Genomic DNA, 21,524 nt, shown 5'->3' with positions numbered 1-21,524 from the left:
AAGTACTTATTTCATTTTTTTTGAATAAGTTACAATAGGTTAAATATTATTCCTGTAATTTATTTAAAAAATATATGCCAAGAAACCCTGGACCAGTATGAGAGCCTATTGCACTCCCAACATTATTAATAATAAATTCTTTGATACCGTATTTTTCTTGAAGAATATTTTTAATGTAATTAACTGTTTCTAAATTGTCTGCATGGTTTAGACCAATTATCTGTTCTTGTAGGTTGGCCCCTCTCTCATCTACAATATCAATGAGCTTCTTTAGTGCTCTTTTTTTACCTCTAATTTTTTCTATAGGGATTAATTTTCCTTCATTAACTTCTAATAGCGGTTTAATATTGAGTAAACTTCCCATTAATGCGGCTGTTCTTGAAATACGACCACCTCTATATAAGTAATCAAGATTATCTACTGTGAAAATATGCTCCATGTGATTTATATAAAATTTAATAGTTTGTAGAATTTCTTCTTTCGAACATCCTTCATTTGACATCTTTATAGCTTTTAAGATTATGAGGCCTAATCCTAGGGTAGCACTTTCGGAGTCTATAATGTGTAAATCAAAATCTGGATAATCTTTTTTTACTTCACTTTCTACAAGTTTTGCTGTGTGATAAGTACCTGATAATTCTGAGGAGAATGCAATATAGATATAAGAACCACCTTCTTCAGCTAATTTTCTAAACTTACTATCAAATACTGAATATGGCACTTGAGCTGTGGTTGGGATACCACCATCTTTCATATATTCGAACAATTCAGATGAGTGAATATCTACTCCGTCTCTATATTCCTTAGCATCCACGTAAACTAATAAAGGAAGCATATCTATGTTATAGGAATCATAAAATTCTTTAGGTAAATCAGAAGCACTATCAGCTATAATTTTAATTGACATTTTATATATCTCCTTATTGTATAGAATTAACTTTATTTGATACATAACTTATAGTTTCTACAATTTCTCAAAAATTATTAAAATTTCTTTTATAAATGTATTGCAGTCTTTAGTTTTTTCACTTGATCTATTGAATCTTTAACGTAACTAGCAGAAGTCTCTCATCTTCTATAAGTGGGAGATGAATGTGTAATCTTAACACTTTTACTTGGATAAAAAATTATTAATGTGAAATAATAAGAATAAACGTTCTTGAGGTTTCATTAAGATGTCATACGAAGAGTAAAGGTAGTGAACGTAATGAAAATCAACAAAGCATACAAATTCAGATTATATCCAAATAAAAAACAAATAGAATTAATTGAGAAATCTTTTGGTTGTTCAAGATTTATATATAACCATTTCTTAAATCAAAAAAATGAAGTATATAAGGACGAAAAAAGATGTGTGAAATATACAGAACAACAAAATTTGTTGCCAAGTATGAAAAAAGAATTTGTATGGCTTAAAGAAATTGATAGTACATCACTACAAATGACACTTAGAAATCTTGATAATGCTTTCAAAAATTTTTTTCATGGTAGAGCTGACAGACCGAAATTCAAAAGTAAAAGAGACAACTATAAAGCATATACAAGTAATTTCGTTAATAATAATATAGACATAAAAAAAGATAAAATAAAACTACCAAAATTGAAATGGGTTAAAACAAAAATTCATAGATATGTTGAAGGTAGAATAATAAATGCCACTGTTTCTAAAACTCCAAGTGGTAAATATTTTGTATCTATATGTGTTGAAACAGAAATAGAGCTATTAGAAAAAGTTACTCAAAATATTGGTATAGACCTAGGATTATGTCATTTTGCGATATTATCAAATGGTGAAAAGATAGAAAACCTTAAATATCTAAAAAAATCATTAAATAAATTGGCAAAAGAACAAAGAAAATTAAGTAGTAAACAAAAAGGAAGTAACAATTGGAATAAACAAAGAGTCAAAGTCGCAAGACTTCATGAACGTGTAGCTAATCAAAGATTAGACTTCATTCATAAGTTATCTAAAAGAATTGCATACGAAAACCAAGTTATAGTTCTTGAAGATTTAGCAGTTAAAAATATGATGAAGAATGATAAATTAGCACAAAGTATTTCAGATGTAAGTTGGTATAAATTTGTTACAATGCTAGAGTATAAGGCAAAATGGTGTGGAAGAAAAATTCATAAAATAGATAGGTGGTATCCATCTTCTAAGATCTGCAATAATTGTGGGTATGTTTTGGAAGAAATGCCACTTCATATAAGAGAATGGGAATGCCCTAAATGCAACACTATTCATGATAGGGATATAAATGCTAGTATGAATATACTAAAACAAGGCTTGTTAGAAATAGCCTAAAAAACTAAGAACCGTAGGTCTTACGGGGATAGCCTGTGGAGAAAGTAGATTGCGAAATCTGTGAAGCAGGAAAAGTTCTTGGATATACCAAGAAGCCCCCCACTTCAGCGTGAGCAAGTGAAGGGAGAGTTCACTTTGTCCTGTATAGTTGATTATTAAATATTGTTGAATTATTTGAAATAAATTTCCAATAATCCAATATAAGGTTAATAATCAGAGTTATTAGTGCAAGATGCTATAAATAAATCAAGCACCTTTTGGATAAAATTATCCCAAAAGGTGCTTTAGTAAATGAACAATTATTTATCGGTGAACCTTACTGCTTTATATTCGGTCATAGTGTTATCATCCTTTTTAATGATGGAATTAATATCTTCTACTGTTATCCAGTCATCCATATTTTTTTGACGGTCAAGAATAAATGGCTCAATTGGTGACACGTTTTCTATTTCTACTAGACACAGATACTTTTTCCCTGCCCATCTTTTTGTTTGAGCATTTGATAGATTAAGTTTATCTTGATGATTATCTACAACTTCAATTGATTGTTCCTTTGTCATTTTATCGGAATTAAATACACTTTTAACAGTTGCTTTAGCTTTTATTAATCCATCACCATTGTTTTCTATAAAATAAAGAGTTTCACCTTCAAAAACTCTGCCGTATGGTAACTTTCTACCGGCAGCACCACGAATGATCATTGTTTTTGTTCCATCTAAAATTTTTGATAATACCTTTGCCTTAGCATCACAGTATGCTAAATGTTCCATAATTAACCTCCGGTAAGTTTATGTTTTTCCTTATAAAGGATTTTAGTAATAATTTTGGGGACAAATGAATTTAGATTCAAAATATCTCCATTTTTACTATTATTATATATTACCATGTGTTAATAATCAATGATATCTTATTATCTTTATAGTTATAAAGCCTAAAATGAAGTTGCACTAACAATAATATCTAACAGAGTCTAATAAATAACTATATTAAAAAATGATTTTCTGAACTGTCATTATAGAGCCTAATACTATAAATACAATTCCTACTATTTTTGATAGCTTTTCTTCAGATGCTAGATTTGCAAATTTTGAAGCCATTCTAGCGCCTATTAATCCACCTATAGATGCAATAGCTATTTCTTTTATTGGAAAACCTGAATGTATGAAATGTCCTATTGAACCTGATAAAGCAGTACAAGCCATAATTAAAACTGATGTTCCAACAGCTGTTTTCATATCGTATCCTAATATAAATGTAAGTATGAAAAGAATCATTATTCCGCCACCAGCACCAACTATTCCGCAGATTAGACCAATTAAAGTTCCAAATAAGATTGAAGCTAATACTTTTTTATCATCAAAAAAGGCTAAATCAAATTTTTCTTTAAACCTTTTAATTTTCACATTCATAGGAGTTCTAATAAATTGAATACCCATTATCAAAGTTACAAAACCTGAACCACCACCAAGGGCATTATCAGGTATATACTTTGAAATTAAGCTTCCAATTATGGCTCCAACTACGGCCATAATCGCCATGGAAATACCATTTTTTATATCAATATTCCCATGTTTATAATAGGTTCTAGCTGATGCAGAAGATGCGAAAACGTCTGTTGCTAGGCTTATACCAATTGCTGTATAGGCGGGGTATCCCAAAAATGTTACTAACATTGGTGTTACTATTACAGCTGCTGAGGCACCAACTAAACCTGTTACTAATCCTGCACCCCAACCAGCAATCAAGATAACTATTATGGAAATAATGCTCATATAATCCTCCTTCTATATCTAAAACTAGTCAATGATATTTAGTTTAATGAAATAAAGCAGTTAACTTATTCCAAATATTTTCGTACCATGGTTTGTCATCTTCTCTAATATCGTTTGAACTATCATTCAGGCTATTTTCTATTTTTATGTCAGGTGTTTTCATCATGAATTGTAATGAATGAATTGCAATGTTACTGTCAGCAAAAGAAAGAACCTTTTTATTATCAGTATCTAATAATGATTCGCTTAATTTTTCATTAAGTTCTCCAACTCCATCTGCTATTTTTTCTTGTCCATCTACTAACTTAGTCACATCAGATGGTAAAGTATCTATCTTATTATACATTTCATTAATACCATTTTTAGTTTCGAATAAACCTTTATTAATACTTTTATAACCATCATATAGTTTTCCATATCCAGTAACTAACCCCTCCATACCTGAAGGTAAAGCTGACATTCCTTCATTTAGTGAATTAATACCAGAGGTTAAGTTATTAAGACCAGTTGTATATGCATTTAATCCTTGGTTAGACATTTCAAATCCTATAGTTAATTCTTCAAGTGCTTTATTTTCAGAAATTATTCCTTCTGCTAAAGCTTGTAAATTTGGATCATCGCTATTTAACAGATTGTTAGCGATTAAAGTTAATTGAGCATGACCATCAACAAGTTCTTCAAGACCTGAATATAGCTTGGTGTAACCATCTTCTAGCATAGAGCTTTGTTCATTAATATTATTTAAACCATTAGTAGTATCAGTAACACCACTGGCAATTGAGTCTATACCAGTTTTGAATTCCAAAAGTCCATTTTCATAATCACCCATACCGGAAGACAAGTCTGAAGCACCATTTGATAACTCTTCAACTCCATTATTTAAGTCATCAACTCCGGATACTAGATCAACCATACCATTTTGCAGTTTTTTCGTGCCATCAGTTAGTTCAGTCATACCATCTTTCATATCATCTAAACCATCAATAAGCTCATCTAAACTTTCTAAATTCATTTCAGTGGAAACTAAAGCAATATTTATTGGTTGTAGTTCAAAATTCTTAGAATCTAAGACAAGTTCAAAGGTTTTGTCTTCATTTGGTAGAACTGTATAAGCTAATGTTGAGTATTTGCCTGTAACTGTATTAACTGAATTAACAGAACTCAATATTTTTGTACTATCTAAATCTAACATTAATTGAATTTGTGTCATAAAGATGTCTTTATATGCTTCATCACATTCAGGGTTTTGATTCACATTAAATGTTATTTTAATTTCACCTGTTTTTCCTGCTAACTGCGAAGCTTCGACTTTATCTCCATTAAAGAAGTAATTTATATCTACAATAATAGGGAGCTCTTTTTCAATAATGCCTTCATAATAAAAATCATTACTAATATAATCAGAAGTATCCCAAATTATTTTATTATTACTTATCTCTAAAAGTTCTGCTTTTCTTAATGGATTTACTTCTAAATATGTTCCAAAATCAATAGTTGTAGTATCTTCAATATTGAAAAGACGATTTACAAGGTTAATATTTTGAACAGAACCATCATGATTAAGCGTAGTATATACGGTTTCATCTTTATTGATTTTTAGAGAAGTATTTTCAGCTTGGACACTAATAACATTAGAAAAAAGAATAATTGTAGACATTATTATACATGTGATTTTATTTGATTTAAATTTCATTACTAACACCTCTCATATCTTTTGTTGTTTTATTTTTTATATTTGTAGGCCACTGAATTGATGTCCATTTAATGATAGGCTCAAAAATTACTAAGAAACCAGGAAGGGCAAATAAAACACTTATCATGCTTATTATTGCTCCTCTACCTATTAATAAACATAATTCAGAGGCTGTTTTCATAGATGCAATTAAATAAATACTAAATGTTGCAGCTACTAAAATACTACCACTAGTAATAATTGATTTTGCTGTATTTTTAATAGTTTCACCGGCTGCTTTTAATGGAGGCATATCCACTAGATTTTCTTTATATCTGTTTACGTAAAGTATCGCATAATCAACAGTTGCTCCTAATTGAATAGCACCAATAATTACAAAACTAATAAAGCTCAAAGGTGTATCTGAAAAGTATGCAGTACCAACATTTATCCATATAGATGTTTGTATAATAAATACAGCTATAACTGGAATAGAAATAGATTTAAAAGTTATACCTAGAATAATAATAATGAAAAGTGTTGATAAAATATTTGTTTTAGTAAAATCACTGTCAGTAACATCTTTTAAATCCTTATAAGAAAAAGCTTCTCCAGCAACATAATATTCATTATAATATTCGCTGATGATAGTCCTTATGTCTTCAACAGCAGCAAAGGCTTTCTCATCTTCTTTTCCAGTGTTAAGATTAAGTGTAATCATTGAAAAATTATCACTGGTAAAGTTAGTCTTTAGATTTTCAGGTATCATAATTTCAGGCATTTCTGTACCTAGTTGTGAATATAAACTTGATGCATCTTCAACATACGGTAATGCTTTTAGTTCTTTAACTAATTCAACTTCTTTCAACTTGTCTGAATTAGGAACAAGAATTATATTTTGATTTTTCGAACCGTAAATCCCATCAATCTGTTGTTGTGCAATAAATGCACTGTCATCATTTGGTAAACTATTGGAATTTGAATAATAGTAAGTTATATTGTTTTGAGCTAAGTAGAATAATCCTGCAAATAGGAATACAAAAATCACAGAAATATATCGTCCTTTACTGGATATCTTAGAAACTATATTAAACTTTGGAGAAAGTTCCTTATGTGAAAATCTTTCAATCCATTTATCAAGTACTAATACAATTGCAGGTAAAAAAGTTAAAACAGTAATTAAACTTAGAAAAACCCCTCTAGCTAGTACAAGACCTAGATCTTTACCAATTCCAAAATCCATAAAGGATAGAGCTATAAAACCAGCAATTGTAGTTATGGCACTGGCAACTATTGATTTATATGACAACATAATGCTATTAATCATTGCTTCTTTTATTGGAGTACCTTTATGTCTTTCATCATGAAATCTGTGTAGAAGGAAAATCATGTAATCCATAGATACTGCAAATTGTAATATACTAGCTGCAGAGTAAGTAACTTGAGAAACCTCTCCGGCTATAATATTAAGGCCCATATTCATAAGTATAGAAACTCCTATGGTTAGTAAGAAAATAAAAGGTTCTAACCAAGAAGAAGTGGAAGTAAGTAAAATAATCAAAACCAAAACAATAGCTACTGCAGAGTAGATTTTAATTTCATCACCAGATCTTGATACCATGTTTCTTGATATTACAGAGGTACCAGCTAAATAATCTCCCTCATTAAGCAGTTTTTCAATTTCTTCAAGTGCATCATATGTTTCTTTACTTTCGTTAATATCTGCAAATATTATTTGTAATAAAGCATTATCATCTTTATAAAATTGCTCTATGTAATTGTCATCAATAAATTCACTTGGTAGATTAATATCTGTAAAATCGTCAAGCCAAATGACATCCTTTACACCATCAATCCTTGAAATTTTATCTTTTATTTGTACAATTTCATAGATATCCTTATTTTTTATTAAAAGATTTGCAGTACCTTTCATTCCAAATTCTTCATCAAGTTTAATTACAGCTTCCTTCGAGTTCATATGGTCTGGAAGATAAAATGTATTATCAAGATTTAACCCTACGCCTGTTGATAATAATCCACCTACTAACATTAAAATAAGAAAAATTGTGATTATAGATTTGGTATGATTAACAATAAATTCACTAATCTTTTGCATTATTTCACCTCTCAACATGTTTTTTAAATGTAAGTCATGAATACAAGTATATTTTCTTTGGACATTTGTTTATAGTAATATTTTTAGATGAAAACAGGAGGATTTTTATATTTGATTTGTCTATAGGAATATTTTTAGATGAAAATAGGAATATTTTTAGATGATCATTATTAATAGGGTTAAGTGATTGTATAGGTATGATTAATTGAGTATACTATTAGTAAATCATAGGATGGGCAGGTGTTAAAATGTATTCTATAGTTATTGTTGATGATGAACCTTTGATTGCAAAAGGTATTGAAAGAAGTTGCAGATGGGAAAAGTTTGGTGCTAGAGTTGATTTAGTATCATATGATCCAGAAGAAGCATATGAATACATATTAGCTAATAAGCCAGAGATTGTTTTTACTGATATTAACATGGGTGATGTTTCAGGTATAGAGCTTATGAAGAGGGTTAGGGTAAAAGGGATAAATAGTGAATTTGTTGTAATAAGCGGGTATAGTGATTTTGAATACGTTCAGGATGCAATGAAATATAATGCATTTTATTACCTATTGAAGCCCATAGATAAAGATGAATTGAGAAATATTATGTCCAATTTAATTTTAAAGATAAAAGGAAAATTTTCTCATGGATATATTAAAGAAGTATGTGAAGATGAAGTAACTTTAAATGATAATAAGGATAATGATAAATTTAAAGAGATATTGACATATATTCAAGACAATTATACAAATCAATTATCTTTACCAGATATAGCAGATAAGTTTTTCTATAATCCCACATATATTAGCGATTTAATTAAGAGAACCTTAGGGAAAAATTTCACAGAATATGTTTTAGAGTTAAGGATTGAGAAAGCCTGTTTACTGTTATCATCAACTAAAGACTCAATATCATCAATTGCTGCAAAATGTGGGTATAGTGATTATTGTTACTTTACTAAACAATTTAAAAAAATCACTGGTATGACCCCAAGTGCTTATAGAAAGGAGTCATAGTTTATATGAAAAGGTTCACAGACTTTAAAATTAGAAGTCAAATCAGGTTTATTGTTATAATAGTGGGAATAATTATAATTATTTTAGAAATGGCTGTAGTATATTTTATAGGAAATTTACTTGTAGATAAAACTAAAGCCTCTTATGAAGCTAATACTAAGGTAGTTGAAGATAATATCAGTAACATATTGAATAGTATTAAAGTCAACAATATGAATTATTCATATGTACTAGAGATAAGTGAGACTTTAAGCAAAAGAACTTATACTGAGAGTAAGTTAGAAGACTATTTTGTAAATGGATATGCAAAATTCAATTCTTTCTTTCACGGAACTATGGAAGGCATAATATTGTATCCTATTGAGGGAAAATCAATTATAGTTGGGAACATAGAGTACCCTAATAATATATTTAATAAAATTAAAGAGCAATATGATTTAACTAATAAAATTTATAACACATCATTTTTTACAGAAAGTATCTTTGAAGAAAACACAGAGAAATATTATTTTGCATGCGTAAGTCCTATATATGAGCCTAATACGAAAAACCCAAAAGGATATTTTATATCAATTATAAATTATGACTTTGTAAGCAATATATTGAAAATAAATTCAGAAAAAGAAACAGATACAATGTTATTACTTGTAGAGAATAATAATATTATTACTAGTAATATGAGTATAGCAAATGAAACATTTGAAAAAATCATGACTTATTCAGAAGAGGAAAATAAGTCAAGTGAATATGTAAATATTGAAAACAGCAAGTATTTATATATCCAAAAGAATTTTAAAAATACAAATTGGTCTGTTATAACATTAATTCCTAGGAATAAGATAATAAGAAGCACTAGTTCTTTAAGACCAATATTTATAGGAATTGCTCTTGTTGGCATTGCCATACTTGCAGTTGTTGTTAGAGCTACTATTTCAGCAGTTACTAAACCAGTAGAGAAAATTGTTAAAAAATTAGATGAATATGAATCATCTGAGGAATATGAAGATATTGAAACCCCTTTAAAAAATGAGATAAGTGAAATAGCTATGCATATTAATCAAATGATGCATAAAGTAAAAGATTCGAACAATGAGCTTCTAGATACTCAAAAAACTTTATATGAATTAGAAATTTCAATGGTACAAGCGGAACTTTCATATTATCAAAGCCAAATAAATCCGCACTTTTTATATAACACACTGGAATGTATAAGAAGTTTAGCCACTTTTTACGATGCTGAAGATATAGAAAAATTATCTTTAGCCATGTCAAAAATATTTAGATATGCGGTAAAAGAAGAAACTGTAGTTACTTTAGAGGATGAATTAAAATGCGTGAGTGAATACATGAATGTAATGAGTTTGCGATTTCCTGATACATATCAATATGTCGTGAATCTAGAGGGTGGGATTAAAGAAATATCAATTACAAAAATGACATTACAACCTATTATAGAGAACTGTTTCAAACATGGATTTACTAATAAGAAGAAAAAAGGAAAAATATATATCAAAAGCAATATGTATGATAATTATGTAGACTTAGAAATTATTGATACAGGGAAGGGGATATCTAAGGTAGAAGTCAATTATATTAATAAATCTTTGTTGAATGAAGAGGAAGAAAACATAACAAATAATAAAGGAACTAGAGTTGGATTGAAAAATATAAACAAGAGAATTAAGTTATGTTTTGGTAATGAGTATGGAATAAAGTTAGAAAGTAAAGAAGGGTTTTATACGAAAGTCATTTTAAGAGTACCATTATAAAATTATTGTTATAAATTTGTAGATGAGGTAATTTTATAAAAAGAAAAATTGATCTGATATGCCTTAGTGATAAAGAAGACACCGATGTTCTATTTAGAATCGGTGTTTTCTTATTCGGAAAAAAGTAATTTTTCATAAAAATAGATAATATGAAGGATTTATATGGAATAATGTAGAAATAATATAGTTTGGGGAGAAGAGTGACTAAGTTCCAATAGAATTTCAGATAACATGAAGATTAAAAATGAATTCTGCCAAGGTTGGTCAAAGTTAGTAGGATAAATTAAAATTATTTAAGAAATGAGGATTGAGATGTCTAATAATGAATTAATATTCAAAAAAAATAAGCTTATGGCTAGGTTATTGTGGATTAGTACTATTGCATATCTATTACTATCCATTACAGCTAATTTAGCAAAAGAAACAATCTATATTATGGTACCCATGAGTTTAGGTATAAGTATTATAACAACAGTTTTAACAAGAGTAGAAAAGTTTACTCAATATGTAATGTATTTTGTTGCTTTTGGAATGGGAGCTTTACATTTTTTTCATGTTCATGTTTTTCATGATATAACATCTTTTTTATTTGTTTTTCTTTTTATTGTGATTATTTCATTATATCAAGAATATAAAGCAATAATTTTTTTAACTTTAATGGAGCTTGCAACACTAATCTATGGGTTTTTTACTTTTAAAGAAGAGTTTTATGGAGATTTTTATGATATACCAGGATTATTAATTGTAATAGTTGTAACTATAATTTGTATGGGATTTTTAATTGCTCAAGCTCAAAATAATAAATCACTTAATAAAGAAATAATGGAAAAACATTATGCAGTTTCTGCTGAAAAGAAAAAAATGGACAAGATGTTAGAGGAAATAAAAGAATCAGTAACAATTTTAAGTAAGTTCAGCACAGAGTTAAAAGATAATGTAAACGTTTCAGGCAATATATCAAAAAATATTACTCATATGTTCTCTAATACTACTAAATGTATAGAAGAACAAGCGATTATTGTTAATGAGATAGCAGCAGATATTGATAATGAAAATAAAGAAGTTAATAATATTGTTAGAGCAACTGAAATAGTGAAAGAAAGTTCTAAGGCTACTAAAACAAGTGTTAATACTGGAAACGAACAATTTGAAAATTTAACAGAAGAAATAGAAAAGGTGAATTTAGGTATTAAAGAGACTGTAGGTTATGTAGATGAATTAAATAATCGTGCAAACAGGATAAGTAATATACTGGAGAGTATTTCAGCTATTGCAAATCAAACAAATCTTCTTGCTTTAAATGCGGCTATTGAAGCAGCAAGAGCAGGGGAGGCAGGAAAGGGCTTTTCTATTGTTGCAGAAGAAATAAGGAAGTTGGCTAATGACTCTCATAACTCAACTGAAGAAATATCAGTAATTTTGAAAGAGATAAATAGTAAAATTAAAGAAGTGTCTGAACAGGTTGTAAATGTTCAAGAAGCAGCAGATAAAAGTATAGGATCTTTAGGGGCTACTAAAGAATTAATAAGTAATATAAAAGATAATACTGAAACTGTATTTGAGAAAGCCAACGATACAGATGAAATGATGAATACAATTGAAGCATCATCACAACACACTCTTAATAGAATAACTGAAATTTCCTCTTCTTCAAGAGAAGTTATTTCATCAGCTGAAGTAATATTAGCAAATATAAATGATCAAGATACAAGAATAGAAAACATTGTAGATAGTTTTAAATTACTAGAGGAACTTGTAAATAAACTAAATTATATATCAAGCCATTAGAAGAATTAATTTAATAATCAAAAAAAGACCACTAAAATGAATTGATTTAGTGGTCTTTGAAACTATATAGTAATATATGACATTCTGTTGTCAGGTTAATATTGTTATTATTACATTAACAATAAATGAAGGAGTGTTATTATGAATTGTAATATGAAATTTTGCCAAAGTTGTGGTATGCCTTTAACAGAGAAAGAAATGCTTGGAACAAATGCTGATGGAAGTAAAAATGAAGATTATTGTATGTATTGTTTTGAAAAAGGTGATTTTAAAGACAATATGACAATGGAACAGATGATAGAGTTTTGTATACCGCATATGGTTAAAGGAAATTCTGGTATGACTGAAGAAGAAGCTAGAAAAAGTATGCATGAATTTTTTCCAACATTAAAGAGATGGAAATAAATTTTTAAACAAATGTAGAGAGTTTATGTAGTTTAATATTGCTACTTAAGCTCTCTATTAGATTTTTAAGATTTATATGGGAAATAATATATTTATATTCAAGTTGAACTATTGATCAACATATAATATAATATATTAAAATAATATTAAACAATAAAGGAGAGATATTATGAGCAAAAAGAAAAAAATAAAAGATAGCATTGTTATCAAAGGTGGTTATGTTAAAACAAGAACACCATTTTCAAGCGAAGAAGTTGTAAGAGGTTGTGGAGTTCAAAAAGATAAGAAAAAAGAGAATAATAGAAAGAAATGCAGGGGCAAGATTAGAGTTAATGATTATACTCAATCACCCTGCATTTATTATTTTTACAATTACATTGAATTAAGGTAATTCAATGATTCGATACTCTTCTTATTTGTTGATTATTTTTTAAGATATATTTGAAAAAATACAATATATACATATATATGATATAATAAAGATATTTAACGTAACTATTGATTATTGGAGGGTTTTATGGACATAATTCAAGGTTCAATTCGTGATTTAGAAGTTATATATGATAGATTTGAAAAGGATTTTCCTCCTGATGAGAGAAAAGATAGAAAACAGATAGAATCATTGATGTTAAAAAATAAATATAAACTAATAATTGCAAAACATTCTATTTTAAGTGAAGTGCTTGGATATGCTTTTATTTATGAAACAGAAAATCTAGGGCTAATATGGATAGATTATATAGCGATTAATCCTAAATTCCAGAGTAAAGGTTATGGTTCCTTGCTATTTAATAAAGTTATGGAAAGAAGCAACGATGTTAAAGGAATTATAGTTGAAGTAGAAAGAGCTGATCATGAAAATTTACATATAAGAGAGAAGCAGAAACGACGAATTGATTTTTATAAAAGATTAGGTGCACGTAGATTAAATATAGCCTATCATCTTCCTACTAAAGATGGAAGTATTCCTCTTGATTTATATTTTATACCTAAACAAGGAATTAATTATTTACCAAAGGATGTAATACAAAATAAAATACGTTCAGTTTTTGAGTTTATTCATGGAGATGTAGAACATAGAAACATTGTATTGAATGGTTTTATCAATGATATTGATGATGAATATTTCCATATAGTAGGGTAATCAGATATATCAAGTTAATTCTTTGGTTACCACTGAAATAGTTTTCATTACTATGTTACAATGGTAATAATTATTTTAAGAAATATAAAAAGAGATGAAACACGGGGGATAATTATGAGCTTAGAAAATATTATAAAGAAAACAGAAAAATTGAATACAAGAAATACTCTATATGAAGATTTTATTAGGATTGGCTTGAGAAAAGGGCACAATGTGATAGTTCATTCCTCATTAAGTTCTATTGGATGGGTGTGTGGTGGACCAGTTGCTGTGATTCAAGCATTGATGGATGTGGTAACAGAAACAGGTACTATAATTATGCCTACTCATAGTGATGACTATTCAAATCCTGCTTTGTGGGAGAATCCTCCTATACCTGAAGAGTGGGTTGAAATAGTTAAGGAAACAATGCCGGCATTTGATCCTAAGATAACACCAACATTTGGGATGGGTGCTATAGTTGAATGTTTCAGAACTTTCCCTAATGTATTAAGAAGTAATCATCCAAATGTATCATTTGCAGCCTGGGGTAGAAACTCAAAAGAAATAATTGAAGATCATTCTTTGGATTGTGGTTTAGGTGAGAAATCACCATTGGCTAAGTTGTATGACTTAGATGCAAAAGTTTTATTATTAGGTGCTACCTATGAAGATAATACTTCTTTTCATCTTTCTGAATATAGGGCGGGCAATTATGAGGAAACAACATGTAGTGCACCTATTATGATTGAAGGTAAAAGAGAGTGGACTGAATTTAGAGAAATTGATTTCAAAACAGAGCTGTTTTATTTACTAGGTAAAGACTTTGAACAAGAATGCAATGTAACTATAAATCATATTGGAAAAGCTGAATCAAGGTTTTTTGAACAGAAGAAAGCTGTAGACTTTGGGGTTGAATGGCTTAAAAGATATTATATTGAGAATAAATAAAATTTTTACCGTATTGGAAAAATCCAATACGGTTTTTATAAAGAAAAGACTTATTTAATTTCTTCCAGATAATCTTTATTATCTGATGCAATTTTTATTGCTTGGCTAATTTTATTTGAATATTCATTTCTAAAAGATACAAAGGATCTTCCGTCAGCAAGCATTTTACCAGTGCTTTTAGGGGGTTCTTTAATATTTAAGACTATTTCATTTAATGTTTCTAGTCTTTTAAGGAGTTCTGTATTTTGTTTTTCAAGCTCTTTAGAATTATTATCACTATCATTTGACTTATCAGAAATATTTATTAATGTTTCAACGTACTGGAATCCTTTAAAAATCCCTTTATAGTATGAGAGTTCAATGAAATCTTTGATTCTAAGAGAGGTTGTTTTTTTCAAAAGTTCTTCTATATAACAATCCTCGATGTCTTCTTTTTTATAACCCATTTTAAGTGCTTTATTTAAAAGTCTATTGACTATGGCATTAAGTTTTTTATTTTCAAAATTCATTTTTTTCCTCCGTTTAATATAATAAAAACTATAAAAAGTATATAAATTCATAACCTTATATAATTTCGACATATATCAATATTATCCTTTGATAATATTGTAAAATGTAAATATAACAATCAAAATTAAGAAAATAAGGTTTTTATATAGGAAAGAATAAGTTTATAATGAAAATTTTACTAAAAAATTAAATGTCAATAAAAAAACAATTAAACTTTTGTGAAGAAATTATGAATTATGACTTGCATTTACCTATTTTGCTATGTATAATAAAGTTAACAGAAAATAAAACACGATAAAGGCAAAATTAGTGAAAACTAATGACGCAAAACTACAGGGACTTAGATGTTTTTACATTATGTCAGCCAGTTACCGAAGGTTTGGAAGTATACCCATACCTTTAGTATGGGTATTTTTTATACGGTGGAGGTGGATTTTGTCTGATATTAAAGAATGCAACAAATAATACTGTTATTGCAGAAAATTTAATGGAAGCCAACAGTTTTTTTAAAAGGCTAAAGGGCTTAATGTTCACAAAAAATCTTCCACTTCAATCAGCTTTATATATTAACCCCTGTAAGGGAATACACACTTATTTTATGAACTATAATATCGATGTTTTATATCTGGATATCAATTATAAAATCTTATCTATTGATGAAAATATGGAACCGAGAAAAGTTGGAAAATTCAGAAAAAAGGCTGTTTCGGTCATAGAACTTTCAAGTGGTAGGGTAAAAGGAACAAAAACAGAAGTTGGACAAGTAGTGAAAATTATTAGAGAGGGAGGAGAATAATTACATAATCAGGATATTTTAAAGTTGTTGTAGAATTATGGAGTAAATAGTTTGATTATCAAAGTAAAATTATTAAAGTAAACGGAAAAATATTAATAAAATACTTAGGAGGTAATTATATGTTAAATAAAATGAAGAATTTATTTGTTGAAGAGAAGGGTCAAGGAATGACTGAGTATGGATTAGTTTTAGGAATTATTGCAGTAGGAGCAATTGCGGCTTTAGTACTTTTAAGAGATCAAATTAGTGCTTTAGTACAGGGTGTTACAGATAGATTAACAAATGAGACAACAACTACAACACCTTAATATTAGTTGAATTATTCACGAAGTATATTTGGAACTTGGATTCCTATACAAATAAAGAACCCTGCCATTATTGCAGGGTTCTTTTATTAAAGGAGTGAAAAAATGATATTTGATATAATTTTAGTTCTAGTCCTAATTATTTGTCTTATAACGGATGTAAAAGAACAAATGATATATAATAAAGTAATATTTCCTACACTGATAACAGTTGTGCCTTTACATTTAATTTTAAATGGTGTTGGTGGTTTAAAATCTTCTCTTTTAGGGCTTTTAGTTGGGTTTAGTCTATTGTTAATACCGTATTTTTTAGGAGGAATTGGGGCTGGTGATGTTAAATTGCTAGCACTTATAGGAGCAATAAAAGGAAGCTTTTTTGTTTTAAATACAGCATTATATATGGCTGTTATAGGGGGCCTAATTGCTCTAATTATAATATTAGTGAATAAAGAAACTGCAAGGTGTTTTAAAGGCATGATTATTTGGGTAGTTTCATTTTTCCAAGGTGTTAGATATAAACTAGAGCTACCAACATCAGCTTTAATAAAAAAATATCCTTATGGAGTAGCAATTGTAGGTGGTGCTGCAATATGTCTGATTTTTAAGGGAGCTTGGATTGTATGAGAAAGGAAAAAGGACAAGCGGTTGTGGAGATAGCACTTGTCTTACCAATTCTTTTATTACTTTTATGTGGAATCATTGATTTTGGGAGAATTTTATACTCTTCAATTCAATTGAATATGGTATCTCAAGAGGCAGTAAGAATGGGTGGTTTAGGAAAAAGTGATTCCGAAATAGTTCAATATGTAAATGATATAGTTGATTTAGGTGATAAAGATACAATTTCAGTTAATATAACCCCAAATGACTATGAAAGAAAATCAGGTGATTATGTTACAGTGAAAATAACTTATGAAGTTAAATACATAACCCCTATTATTGGTGCATTTATTCCATCCCCCTTTCAAGTAAATACTGAATCAACCATACGGATTGAATAGGAGGGCGTATATGTTATTAATAAAAAATAATGTACTTATTAAAGAAGAAAATGGAAGTGCATTGCCACTGTTTACACTTTTTTTAGTAATAATCATTGGAATAGCTGGACTTGTAATTGATGGGGGGATTTTATATAAAACCAAAAGCCACTTAAAAAAAACAGTAAATGCAGCGGTTTTATCGGGAGCACAAGAACTTACAAATGATAGTGGTTCTGTCAATGAAGTAGTTTTAGAAATTTTAAGAGCTCATAATGAAGAGAATAGCTTAAAGGAAATAGTCATTGAAACTAATAATGGATATAGATTGAATGTTGTTTTAGAAAAGGTAGTGCCATTAAATTTTTTAAAGTTATTCAATATTTACAGCCTTCCAGTTAAAGTTTCTTCAACTGTGCAACTTTTCCCAATGAGTCGTGGAAGTGGTGCTGTTCCTCTTGGAATTGATAAAAATATTCCTCTGGAATATTTAAAAGAATATACTTTAAAGGTTGATTCTGGTGACTCAGAGTATGGAAACTTTGGAATTTTGGCTCTTTCAGGTCCAGGAGCAAAGCTATATGAACAGGATTTAAGATATGGATTTGAGGGTGAATTGAAAGTTGGAGATATTATAGAAACTCAAACGGGAAATATTGAAGGAAAAACAAGAGACTCAATTAATTTTAGAATAAATTCTTGTAATCATGCCATTAACGATTATAGTCATAGAGATTGCTCTAGAATTATTTTAGTATTAGTTTATGCACCTCATAAAATTCAATCAAATCAGTTAAAAGAAGTTAAAATAACAGGATTTGCATACTTTTATATAAAGACACCCTTAGATAGACATGATTCATCAATTACGGGTTACTTTATTAAAAGGGCTGGAAGTGGATTTGGAGATAAAAACATAACGGATAATGGAGCATATACAATAAGATTAACAGAGTAGGTGGAGATATGAAATCGCGGAATATTTTAATTTTAGCATTAATCATGGCAGTAATAACTACTTTTCTCTTCAATAAATATTTAAAGGAGCTTGATGAAAAGTATAAGAAAAATGAAAATAAGATAAGTATTGTGGTACCAAGAGTTTCAATTAATAAAAATCAAAAGATTACTAAAGAAATACTGGAATTTATAGAATTAGAAACAGAAGCAGTGCATCCAGAGGCTATAAGGACAATTGAGGAAATAGAAGGTAAGTATGCCCTAACTGATATGAAGAAGGGGGAAGTTTTATTTTTAAACAGATTTTTAGATCAGTTTAAGGAAGACAAATTTGTAACTAGAAAAATTAGACAAGGATATAGAGCGGTATCAATTGAGGTAAATATTGTAGAGTCTGTCTCTAACTTAATAGAACCTGAAGATAATGTAGATGTGGTTTTTAGTGAAGAAATTAAACAAGATGGATTAGAAAAAAAAGTAAATACAGAAATATTACTTGAAAATATAAGAGTTTTAGCAGTTGGTAAACGACTAAATGAAAAAGAAAATGAAGTTAAAAAAGGAACAAATGACAGTGATGATGGAGTTGAGTATATCGCAGTTACATTGGAATTAAAACCACAAGATATAGTTAAACTAATAAATGCAGATGAAAGAGGAAGTATAAAACTTACTCTTAGAAGCAAAATATTCCCATAAGAAAGTGATTCAAGGAGGTAAAGCCAAATGGATGTTAATGAAATTATCCATGAAACAACTGAAAGAAAAAAGGGTGAGATGATTGTTTTTGCTAGTGCAAAGGGAGGGGTTGGAAAAACAATAATTTCAGTAAATATAGCAGTTGCACTTGCTAAGAAGGGCTTTTCAACCTGTATTTTAGATGCAAACTTTCAATTTGGTGATGTAAACCTAGCTTTAGATATACAACCTAAACTTACAATAAGTGATGTAATCCATGATGTAGAATCATTAAATAGCGACATGTTGGCCAATTATCTTCAGAAACATGAAAGTGGAGTTAAAATTTTATCTGCACCTTTAAAGCCTGAGTATGCAGATTTAATTACTACCACAGCTATTGAAACAATTTGTGACAAGATTTTAGAGGAAAATGGATTTTTAATAGTGGATTTATCATCAGGGCTATCAGAACATAATATTAGTTTTATGGAAAAGGCTGATAAGATTATGCTGATTACAGACCTTGAGATGGCAGCCTTAAAAAATACAAAAACAATGTTAAAAACTATAAAGGCGTTAGAGTTGGAAGAAAAAACAAAAATCATCATAAATAGAGGCGATATGGAAAGTGTAATTAAATTTAAGGACATTAAAAACATACTCAATATAGAAGATTTATACTTTATATCAGACAATTTTAAAGTTGTATCAAAATCATTTAATATTGGGATACCATTTGTTATAAGCAAACCTAAAGAAAAAATTTCAAATGAAATTGTAAATTTAGCAACTCAATTTTATAGAAGTAACTCCTTACTTAAAGGTCGAAGAAGAAGAGGAAGGCGTAAAAAAACTGGTTTATTTGGAGTTTTCAAAAAAAGTAAGTAAGGCATGTGAAAATAAATAACAAGTCAAAGATGCAAAATAGACGAGTATACTAACTAGTTATTTATTTGAACTTGCCTAATAAAGGAGTGGAAACATGGGGCTACTTGATAGAATTAATAAAGTAAAGAGTAACGATGATAATAAATTAAATGAAAATATAGATAAAAAAACTAGATTAGTTCACCAGGTAGATGATAAAAGTAATTCTTCGAAGAAGATTTTTTATACTCCAACTGGTAAAGAACAGGAATTAAAGAACAAGCTTCAAAAAAGAATAATGGATGAATTTAAAGATGAAGAAGTGGAAGAGTTAATCCCTAAAATTGATTCAATAGCTTTTGAAATTATAAAAAAGGATGGAGAACAATTTGCGGATATAGATAGAAAAAGAGTTGTACAGGAACTTATTAATGATTTAACTGGATATGGACCAATAAATCCACTTTTAAATGATATTGAGGTTAGTGAAGTTATGGTGAATGGACCAGATCAAGTATATGTAGAGAGAAATGGTAAAATTCAATTAACTGACGTGCAATTTAGGGATGATGAACATGTTATGCAGGTAATTGAAAAGATTGTATCACCCCTTGGCAGAAGAATAGATGAGAGCAGCCCTATGGTTGATGCAAGACTTCCAGATGGTTCAAGGGTTAATGCAATAATCCCACCTCTTGCATTAAATGGTCCAACAATTACTATAAGAAAATTTGCAAAAGATCCTCTGACAATTGAAAATTTAATAAGCTTTGGGACAGTAACAAGGGATATGGCAATTTTTATTGATGCATGTGTTAAGGCAAAACTGAATATTTTCATAAGTGGGGGGACAGGCTCAGGGAAAACGACAACATTAAATGTTTTATCTTCCTTTATTCCTGACGATGAAAGAATTATTACAATTGAAGATGCTGCAGAACTACAACTTTCACAGGAGCACGTAGTTTCATTAGAGTCTAGACCTGCAAACATTGAAGGAAAGGGAGCAGTGAAAATTAGGGATCTTGTTAGAAACTCTCTGAGAATGAGACCTGAAAGAATTGTAATTGGAGAGGTTCGTGGAGGGGAAGCATTGGACATGCTTCAAGCTATGAATACTGGTCATGATGGATCACTAGCTACTGGGCATGCTAACAGTCCAAGGGATATGATTACTCGTCTTGAAACTATGGTTTTAATGGCAGGGATGGAACTTCCGATAAAAGCAATTCGTCAGCAAATCTCAGGTGCAATTGACTTAATTGTTCAGCAAGCAAGGTTAAAAGATGGGACAAGGAAAATTGTTAACATCACTGAAGTACAAGGCCTTGAGGGAGATATAGTTGTCCTTCAGGATATCTTTACATTTAAACAACAGGGCATTGATAAAAAGGGAAAAATAATAGGTGCCATGGTTTCCACAGGAATTCGTCCTAAGTTTTATGACAGACTTGAATCCTCAGGTATACATATTCCAGATTCTATATTTAAGTTTGACATGTGAAAATAAATAACAAGGC

22 protein-coding genes and 1 riboswitch are annotated in these 21,524 nt (G+C 29.2%); of the genes, 16 read left to right on the top strand and 6 right to left on the bottom strand.

All coding sequences use genetic code 11. The annotated features are described in order from the left end of the window. Nucleotides 1-46: 46 nt before the first annotated feature. Nucleotides 47-907 carry a DegV family protein gene (locus tag KDK92_RS00530; protein ID WP_250857065.1) on the bottom strand — a complete coding sequence of 287 codons (861 nt, stop codon included), beginning with the start codon at nt 905-907 and terminating at the stop codon, nt 47-49. Between the two features lie 300 nt (nt 908-1,207). Between KDK92_RS00530 and tnpB the strand changes: the two genes are divergently transcribed. Beyond that, a complete protein-coding gene (gene tnpB, locus KDK92_RS00525; protein ID WP_276575844.1) occupies nt 1,208-2,305 on the top strand; it encodes an IS200/IS605 family element RNA-guided endonuclease TnpB in 1,098 nt (365 codons plus the stop codon). Between the two features lie 299 nt (nt 2,306-2,604). Here the strand turns inward: tnpB and KDK92_RS00520 are convergent, their stop codons facing one another. The 4 genes from KDK92_RS00520 to KDK92_RS00505 form a co-directional block, all read right to left on the bottom strand. Then, nucleotides 2,605-3,075 (bottom strand): hypothetical protein, encoded by a 471-nt coding sequence (locus KDK92_RS00520; RefSeq protein ID WP_250857064.1) that lies wholly within the window; start codon nt 3,073-3,075, stop codon nt 2,605-2,607. Nucleotides 3,076-3,291: 216 nt separating this feature from the next. Beyond that, nucleotides 3,292-4,077, bottom strand: a complete 786-nt coding sequence (locus KDK92_RS00515; protein WP_250857063.1) for a sulfite exporter TauE/SafE family protein — start codon at nt 4,075-4,077, stop codon at nt 3,292-3,294. 43 nt (nt 4,078-4,120) lie between these two features. Then, on the bottom strand, nt 4,121-5,770 hold the full coding sequence (locus tag KDK92_RS00510; RefSeq protein WP_250857062.1) for a hypothetical protein: 1,650 nt from the start codon (nt 5,768-5,770) through the stop codon (nt 4,121-4,123). Continuing rightward, nucleotides 5,760-7,865, bottom strand: coding sequence for an efflux RND transporter permease subunit (locus tag KDK92_RS00505; RefSeq protein ID WP_250857061.1), 2,106 nt, complete (start codon nt 7,863-7,865; stop codon nt 5,760-5,762). The genes KDK92_RS00510 and KDK92_RS00505 overlap by 11 nt, the downstream gene beginning before the upstream one ends. Before the next feature lie 248 nt (nt 7,866-8,113). On the opposite strand from KDK92_RS00505, the gene KDK92_RS00500 reads away from it, so the two are divergent. The 7 genes from KDK92_RS00500 (at nt 8,114) to KDK92_RS00470 (ending at nt 14,905) form a co-directional block, all read left to right on the top strand. Continuing rightward, nucleotides 8,114-8,869: a response regulator transcription factor gene (locus KDK92_RS00500; RefSeq protein WP_250857060.1), complete on the top strand. Its 756-nt coding sequence runs from the start codon at nt 8,114-8,116 to the stop codon at nt 8,867-8,869. A gap of 5 nt (nt 8,870-8,874) precedes the next feature. Beyond that, nucleotides 8,875-10,638, top strand: a complete 1,764-nt coding sequence (locus tag KDK92_RS00495) for a sensor histidine kinase (protein WP_250857059.1) — start codon at nt 8,875-8,877, stop codon at nt 10,636-10,638. A gap of 312 nt (nt 10,639-10,950) precedes the next feature. Beyond that, nucleotides 10,951-12,426, top strand: coding sequence for a methyl-accepting chemotaxis protein (locus KDK92_RS00490; RefSeq protein ID WP_250857054.1), 1,476 nt, complete (start codon nt 10,951-10,953; stop codon nt 12,424-12,426). A 141-nt stretch (nt 12,427-12,567) separates the two neighbouring features. Next, nucleotides 12,568-12,831: a zinc ribbon domain-containing protein gene (locus KDK92_RS00485; protein WP_250857052.1), complete on the top strand. Its 264-nt coding sequence runs from the start codon at nt 12,568-12,570 to the stop codon at nt 12,829-12,831. A 169-nt stretch (nt 12,832-13,000) separates the two neighbouring features. After that, the gene (locus KDK92_RS00480; protein ID WP_250857050.1) at nt 13,001-13,222 is read left to right on the top strand and encodes a hypothetical protein; all 222 of its coding nucleotides are present in this window, start codon (nt 13,001-13,003) and stop codon (nt 13,220-13,222) included. 126 nt (nt 13,223-13,348) lie between these two features. Beyond that, nucleotides 13,349-13,975, top strand: a complete 627-nt coding sequence (locus KDK92_RS00475) for a GNAT family N-acetyltransferase (RefSeq protein WP_250857048.1) — start codon at nt 13,349-13,351, stop codon at nt 13,973-13,975. Between the two features lie 114 nt (nt 13,976-14,089). Continuing rightward, nucleotides 14,090-14,905, top strand: coding sequence for an AAC(3) family N-acetyltransferase (locus KDK92_RS00470; RefSeq protein WP_250857046.1), 816 nt, complete (start codon nt 14,090-14,092; stop codon nt 14,903-14,905). A 50-nt stretch (nt 14,906-14,955) separates the two neighbouring features. Here KDK92_RS00470 and KDK92_RS00465 read toward each other — a convergent pair whose 3' ends face one another. Next, nucleotides 14,956-15,414, bottom strand: a complete 459-nt coding sequence (locus KDK92_RS00465) for a hypothetical protein (RefSeq protein ID WP_250857044.1) — start codon at nt 15,412-15,414, stop codon at nt 14,956-14,958. A gap of 290 nt (nt 15,415-15,704) precedes the next feature. Continuing rightward, nucleotides 15,705-15,791: riboswitch (cyclic di-GMP riboswitch) on the top strand. A 111-nt stretch (nt 15,792-15,902) separates the two neighbouring features. On the opposite strand from KDK92_RS00465, the gene KDK92_RS00460 reads away from it, so the two are divergent. The 8 genes from KDK92_RS00460 to KDK92_RS00425 all read left to right on the top strand — a co-directional run bounded on the left by KDK92_RS00460 (nt 15,903) and on the right by KDK92_RS00425 (nt 21,508). Continuing rightward, complete coding sequence (locus KDK92_RS00460; protein WP_276575843.1) at nt 15,903-16,211, top strand: DUF192 domain-containing protein; 309 nt, start codon at nt 15,903-15,905, stop codon at nt 16,209-16,211. Between the two features lie 119 nt (nt 16,212-16,330). Next, nucleotides 16,331-16,519, top strand: a complete 189-nt coding sequence (locus KDK92_RS00455) for a Flp family type IVb pilin (protein ID WP_250857040.1) — start codon at nt 16,331-16,333, stop codon at nt 16,517-16,519. A 102-nt stretch (nt 16,520-16,621) separates the two neighbouring features. Further along, complete coding sequence (locus KDK92_RS00450) at nt 16,622-17,140, top strand: A24 family peptidase (RefSeq protein WP_250857039.1); 519 nt, start codon at nt 16,622-16,624, stop codon at nt 17,138-17,140. Beyond that, entirely contained in the window at nt 17,137-17,517 is a 381-nt protein-coding gene (locus KDK92_RS00445) for a TadE/TadG family type IV pilus assembly protein (RefSeq protein WP_250857037.1), read from the top strand. Before KDK92_RS00450 ends, KDK92_RS00445 begins: the two co-directional genes overlap by 4 nt. Nucleotides 17,518-17,527: 10 nt before the next feature. Beyond that, entirely contained in the window at nt 17,528-18,454 is a 927-nt protein-coding gene (locus KDK92_RS00440) for a TadE/TadG family type IV pilus assembly protein (protein ID WP_250857035.1), read from the top strand. Between the two features lie 8 nt (nt 18,455-18,462). Further along, on the top strand, nt 18,463-19,155 hold the full coding sequence (gene cpaB, locus KDK92_RS00435) for a Flp pilus assembly protein CpaB (protein ID WP_250857034.1): 693 nt from the start codon (nt 18,463-18,465) through the stop codon (nt 19,153-19,155). 27 nt (nt 19,156-19,182) lie between these two features. Beyond that, the gene (locus tag KDK92_RS00430; protein WP_250857032.1) at nt 19,183-20,025 is read left to right on the top strand and encodes a CpaE/TadZ family protein; all 843 of its coding nucleotides are present in this window, start codon (nt 19,183-19,185) and stop codon (nt 20,023-20,025) included. 94 nt (nt 20,026-20,119) lie between these two features. Next, the gene (locus KDK92_RS00425) at nt 20,120-21,508 is read left to right on the top strand and encodes a TadA family conjugal transfer-associated ATPase (protein WP_250857030.1); all 1,389 of its coding nucleotides are present in this window, start codon (nt 20,120-20,122) and stop codon (nt 21,506-21,508) included. Nucleotides 21,509-21,524 lie beyond the last annotated feature (16 nt).

The organism is Oceanirhabdus seepicola (genome assembly GCF_023684385.1).
Classification (GTDB): Bacteria; Bacillota; Clostridia; order Clostridiales; family Clostridiaceae; genus Oceanirhabdus; species Oceanirhabdus seepicola.
The sequence above is the reverse complement of the archived record's forward strand: the minus strand, read 5'-3'. Positions and strand labels throughout refer to the sequence as shown.

What these genes read in the sequence shown, in the direction of transcription:
- cpaB (WP_250857034.1), top strand. Translation starts at nt 18,463, where the DNA reads ATGAAATCGCGGAATATTTTAATTTTAGCATTAATCATGGCAGTAATA.
- KDK92_RS00425 (WP_250857030.1), top strand. Translation starts at nt 20,120, where the DNA reads ATGGGGCTACTTGATAGAATTAATAAAGTAAAGAGTAACGATGATAAT.
- KDK92_RS00460 (WP_276575843.1), top strand. Translation starts at nt 15,903, where the DNA reads ATGGAAGCCAACAGTTTTTTTAAAAGGCTAAAGGGCTTAATGTTCACA.
- KDK92_RS00520 (WP_250857064.1), bottom strand. Translation starts at nt 3,075, where the DNA reads ATGGAACATTTAGCATACTGTGATGCTAAGGCAAAGGTATTATCAAAA.
- KDK92_RS00530 (WP_250857065.1), bottom strand. Translation starts at nt 907, where the DNA reads ATGTCAATTAAAATTATAGCTGATAGTGCTTCTGATTTACCTAAAGAA.
- KDK92_RS00490 (WP_250857054.1), top strand. Translation starts at nt 10,951, where the DNA reads ATGTCTAATAATGAATTAATATTCAAAAAAAATAAGCTTATGGCTAGG.
- KDK92_RS00455 (WP_250857040.1), top strand. Translation starts at nt 16,331, where the DNA reads ATGTTAAATAAAATGAAGAATTTATTTGTTGAAGAGAAGGGTCAAGGA.
- tnpB (WP_276575844.1), top strand. Translation starts at nt 1,208, where the DNA reads ATGAAAATCAACAAAGCATACAAATTCAGATTATATCCAAATAAAAAA.
- KDK92_RS00515 (WP_250857063.1), bottom strand. Translation starts at nt 4,077, where the DNA reads ATGAGCATTATTTCCATAATAGTTATCTTGATTGCTGGTTGGGGTGCA.
- KDK92_RS00500 (WP_250857060.1), top strand. Translation starts at nt 8,114, where the DNA reads ATGTATTCTATAGTTATTGTTGATGATGAACCTTTGATTGCAAAAGGT.
- KDK92_RS00430 (WP_250857032.1), top strand. Translation starts at nt 19,183, where the DNA reads ATGGATGTTAATGAAATTATCCATGAAACAACTGAAAGAAAAAAGGGT.
- KDK92_RS00510 (WP_250857062.1), bottom strand. Translation starts at nt 5,770, where the DNA reads ATGAAATTTAAATCAAATAAAATCACATGTATAATAATGTCTACAATT.
- KDK92_RS00470 (WP_250857046.1), top strand. Translation starts at nt 14,090, where the DNA reads ATGAGCTTAGAAAATATTATAAAGAAAACAGAAAAATTGAATACAAGA.
- KDK92_RS00495 (WP_250857059.1), top strand. Translation starts at nt 8,875, where the DNA reads ATGAAAAGGTTCACAGACTTTAAAATTAGAAGTCAAATCAGGTTTATT.
- KDK92_RS00480 (WP_250857050.1), top strand. Translation starts at nt 13,001, where the DNA reads ATGAGCAAAAAGAAAAAAATAAAAGATAGCATTGTTATCAAAGGTGGT.
- KDK92_RS00445 (WP_250857037.1), top strand. Translation starts at nt 17,137, where the DNA reads ATGAGAAAGGAAAAAGGACAAGCGGTTGTGGAGATAGCACTTGTCTTA.
- KDK92_RS00485 (WP_250857052.1), top strand. Translation starts at nt 12,568, where the DNA reads ATGAATTGTAATATGAAATTTTGCCAAAGTTGTGGTATGCCTTTAACA.
- KDK92_RS00505 (WP_250857061.1), bottom strand. Translation starts at nt 7,865, where the DNA reads ATGCAAAAGATTAGTGAATTTATTGTTAATCATACCAAATCTATAATC.
- KDK92_RS00440 (WP_250857035.1), top strand. Translation starts at nt 17,528, where the DNA reads ATGTTATTAATAAAAAATAATGTACTTATTAAAGAAGAAAATGGAAGT.
- KDK92_RS00450 (WP_250857039.1), top strand. Translation starts at nt 16,622, where the DNA reads ATGATATTTGATATAATTTTAGTTCTAGTCCTAATTATTTGTCTTATA.
- KDK92_RS00465 (WP_250857044.1), bottom strand. Translation starts at nt 15,414, where the DNA reads ATGAATTTTGAAAATAAAAAACTTAATGCCATAGTCAATAGACTTTTA.
- KDK92_RS00475 (WP_250857048.1), top strand. Translation starts at nt 13,349, where the DNA reads ATGGACATAATTCAAGGTTCAATTCGTGATTTAGAAGTTATATATGAT.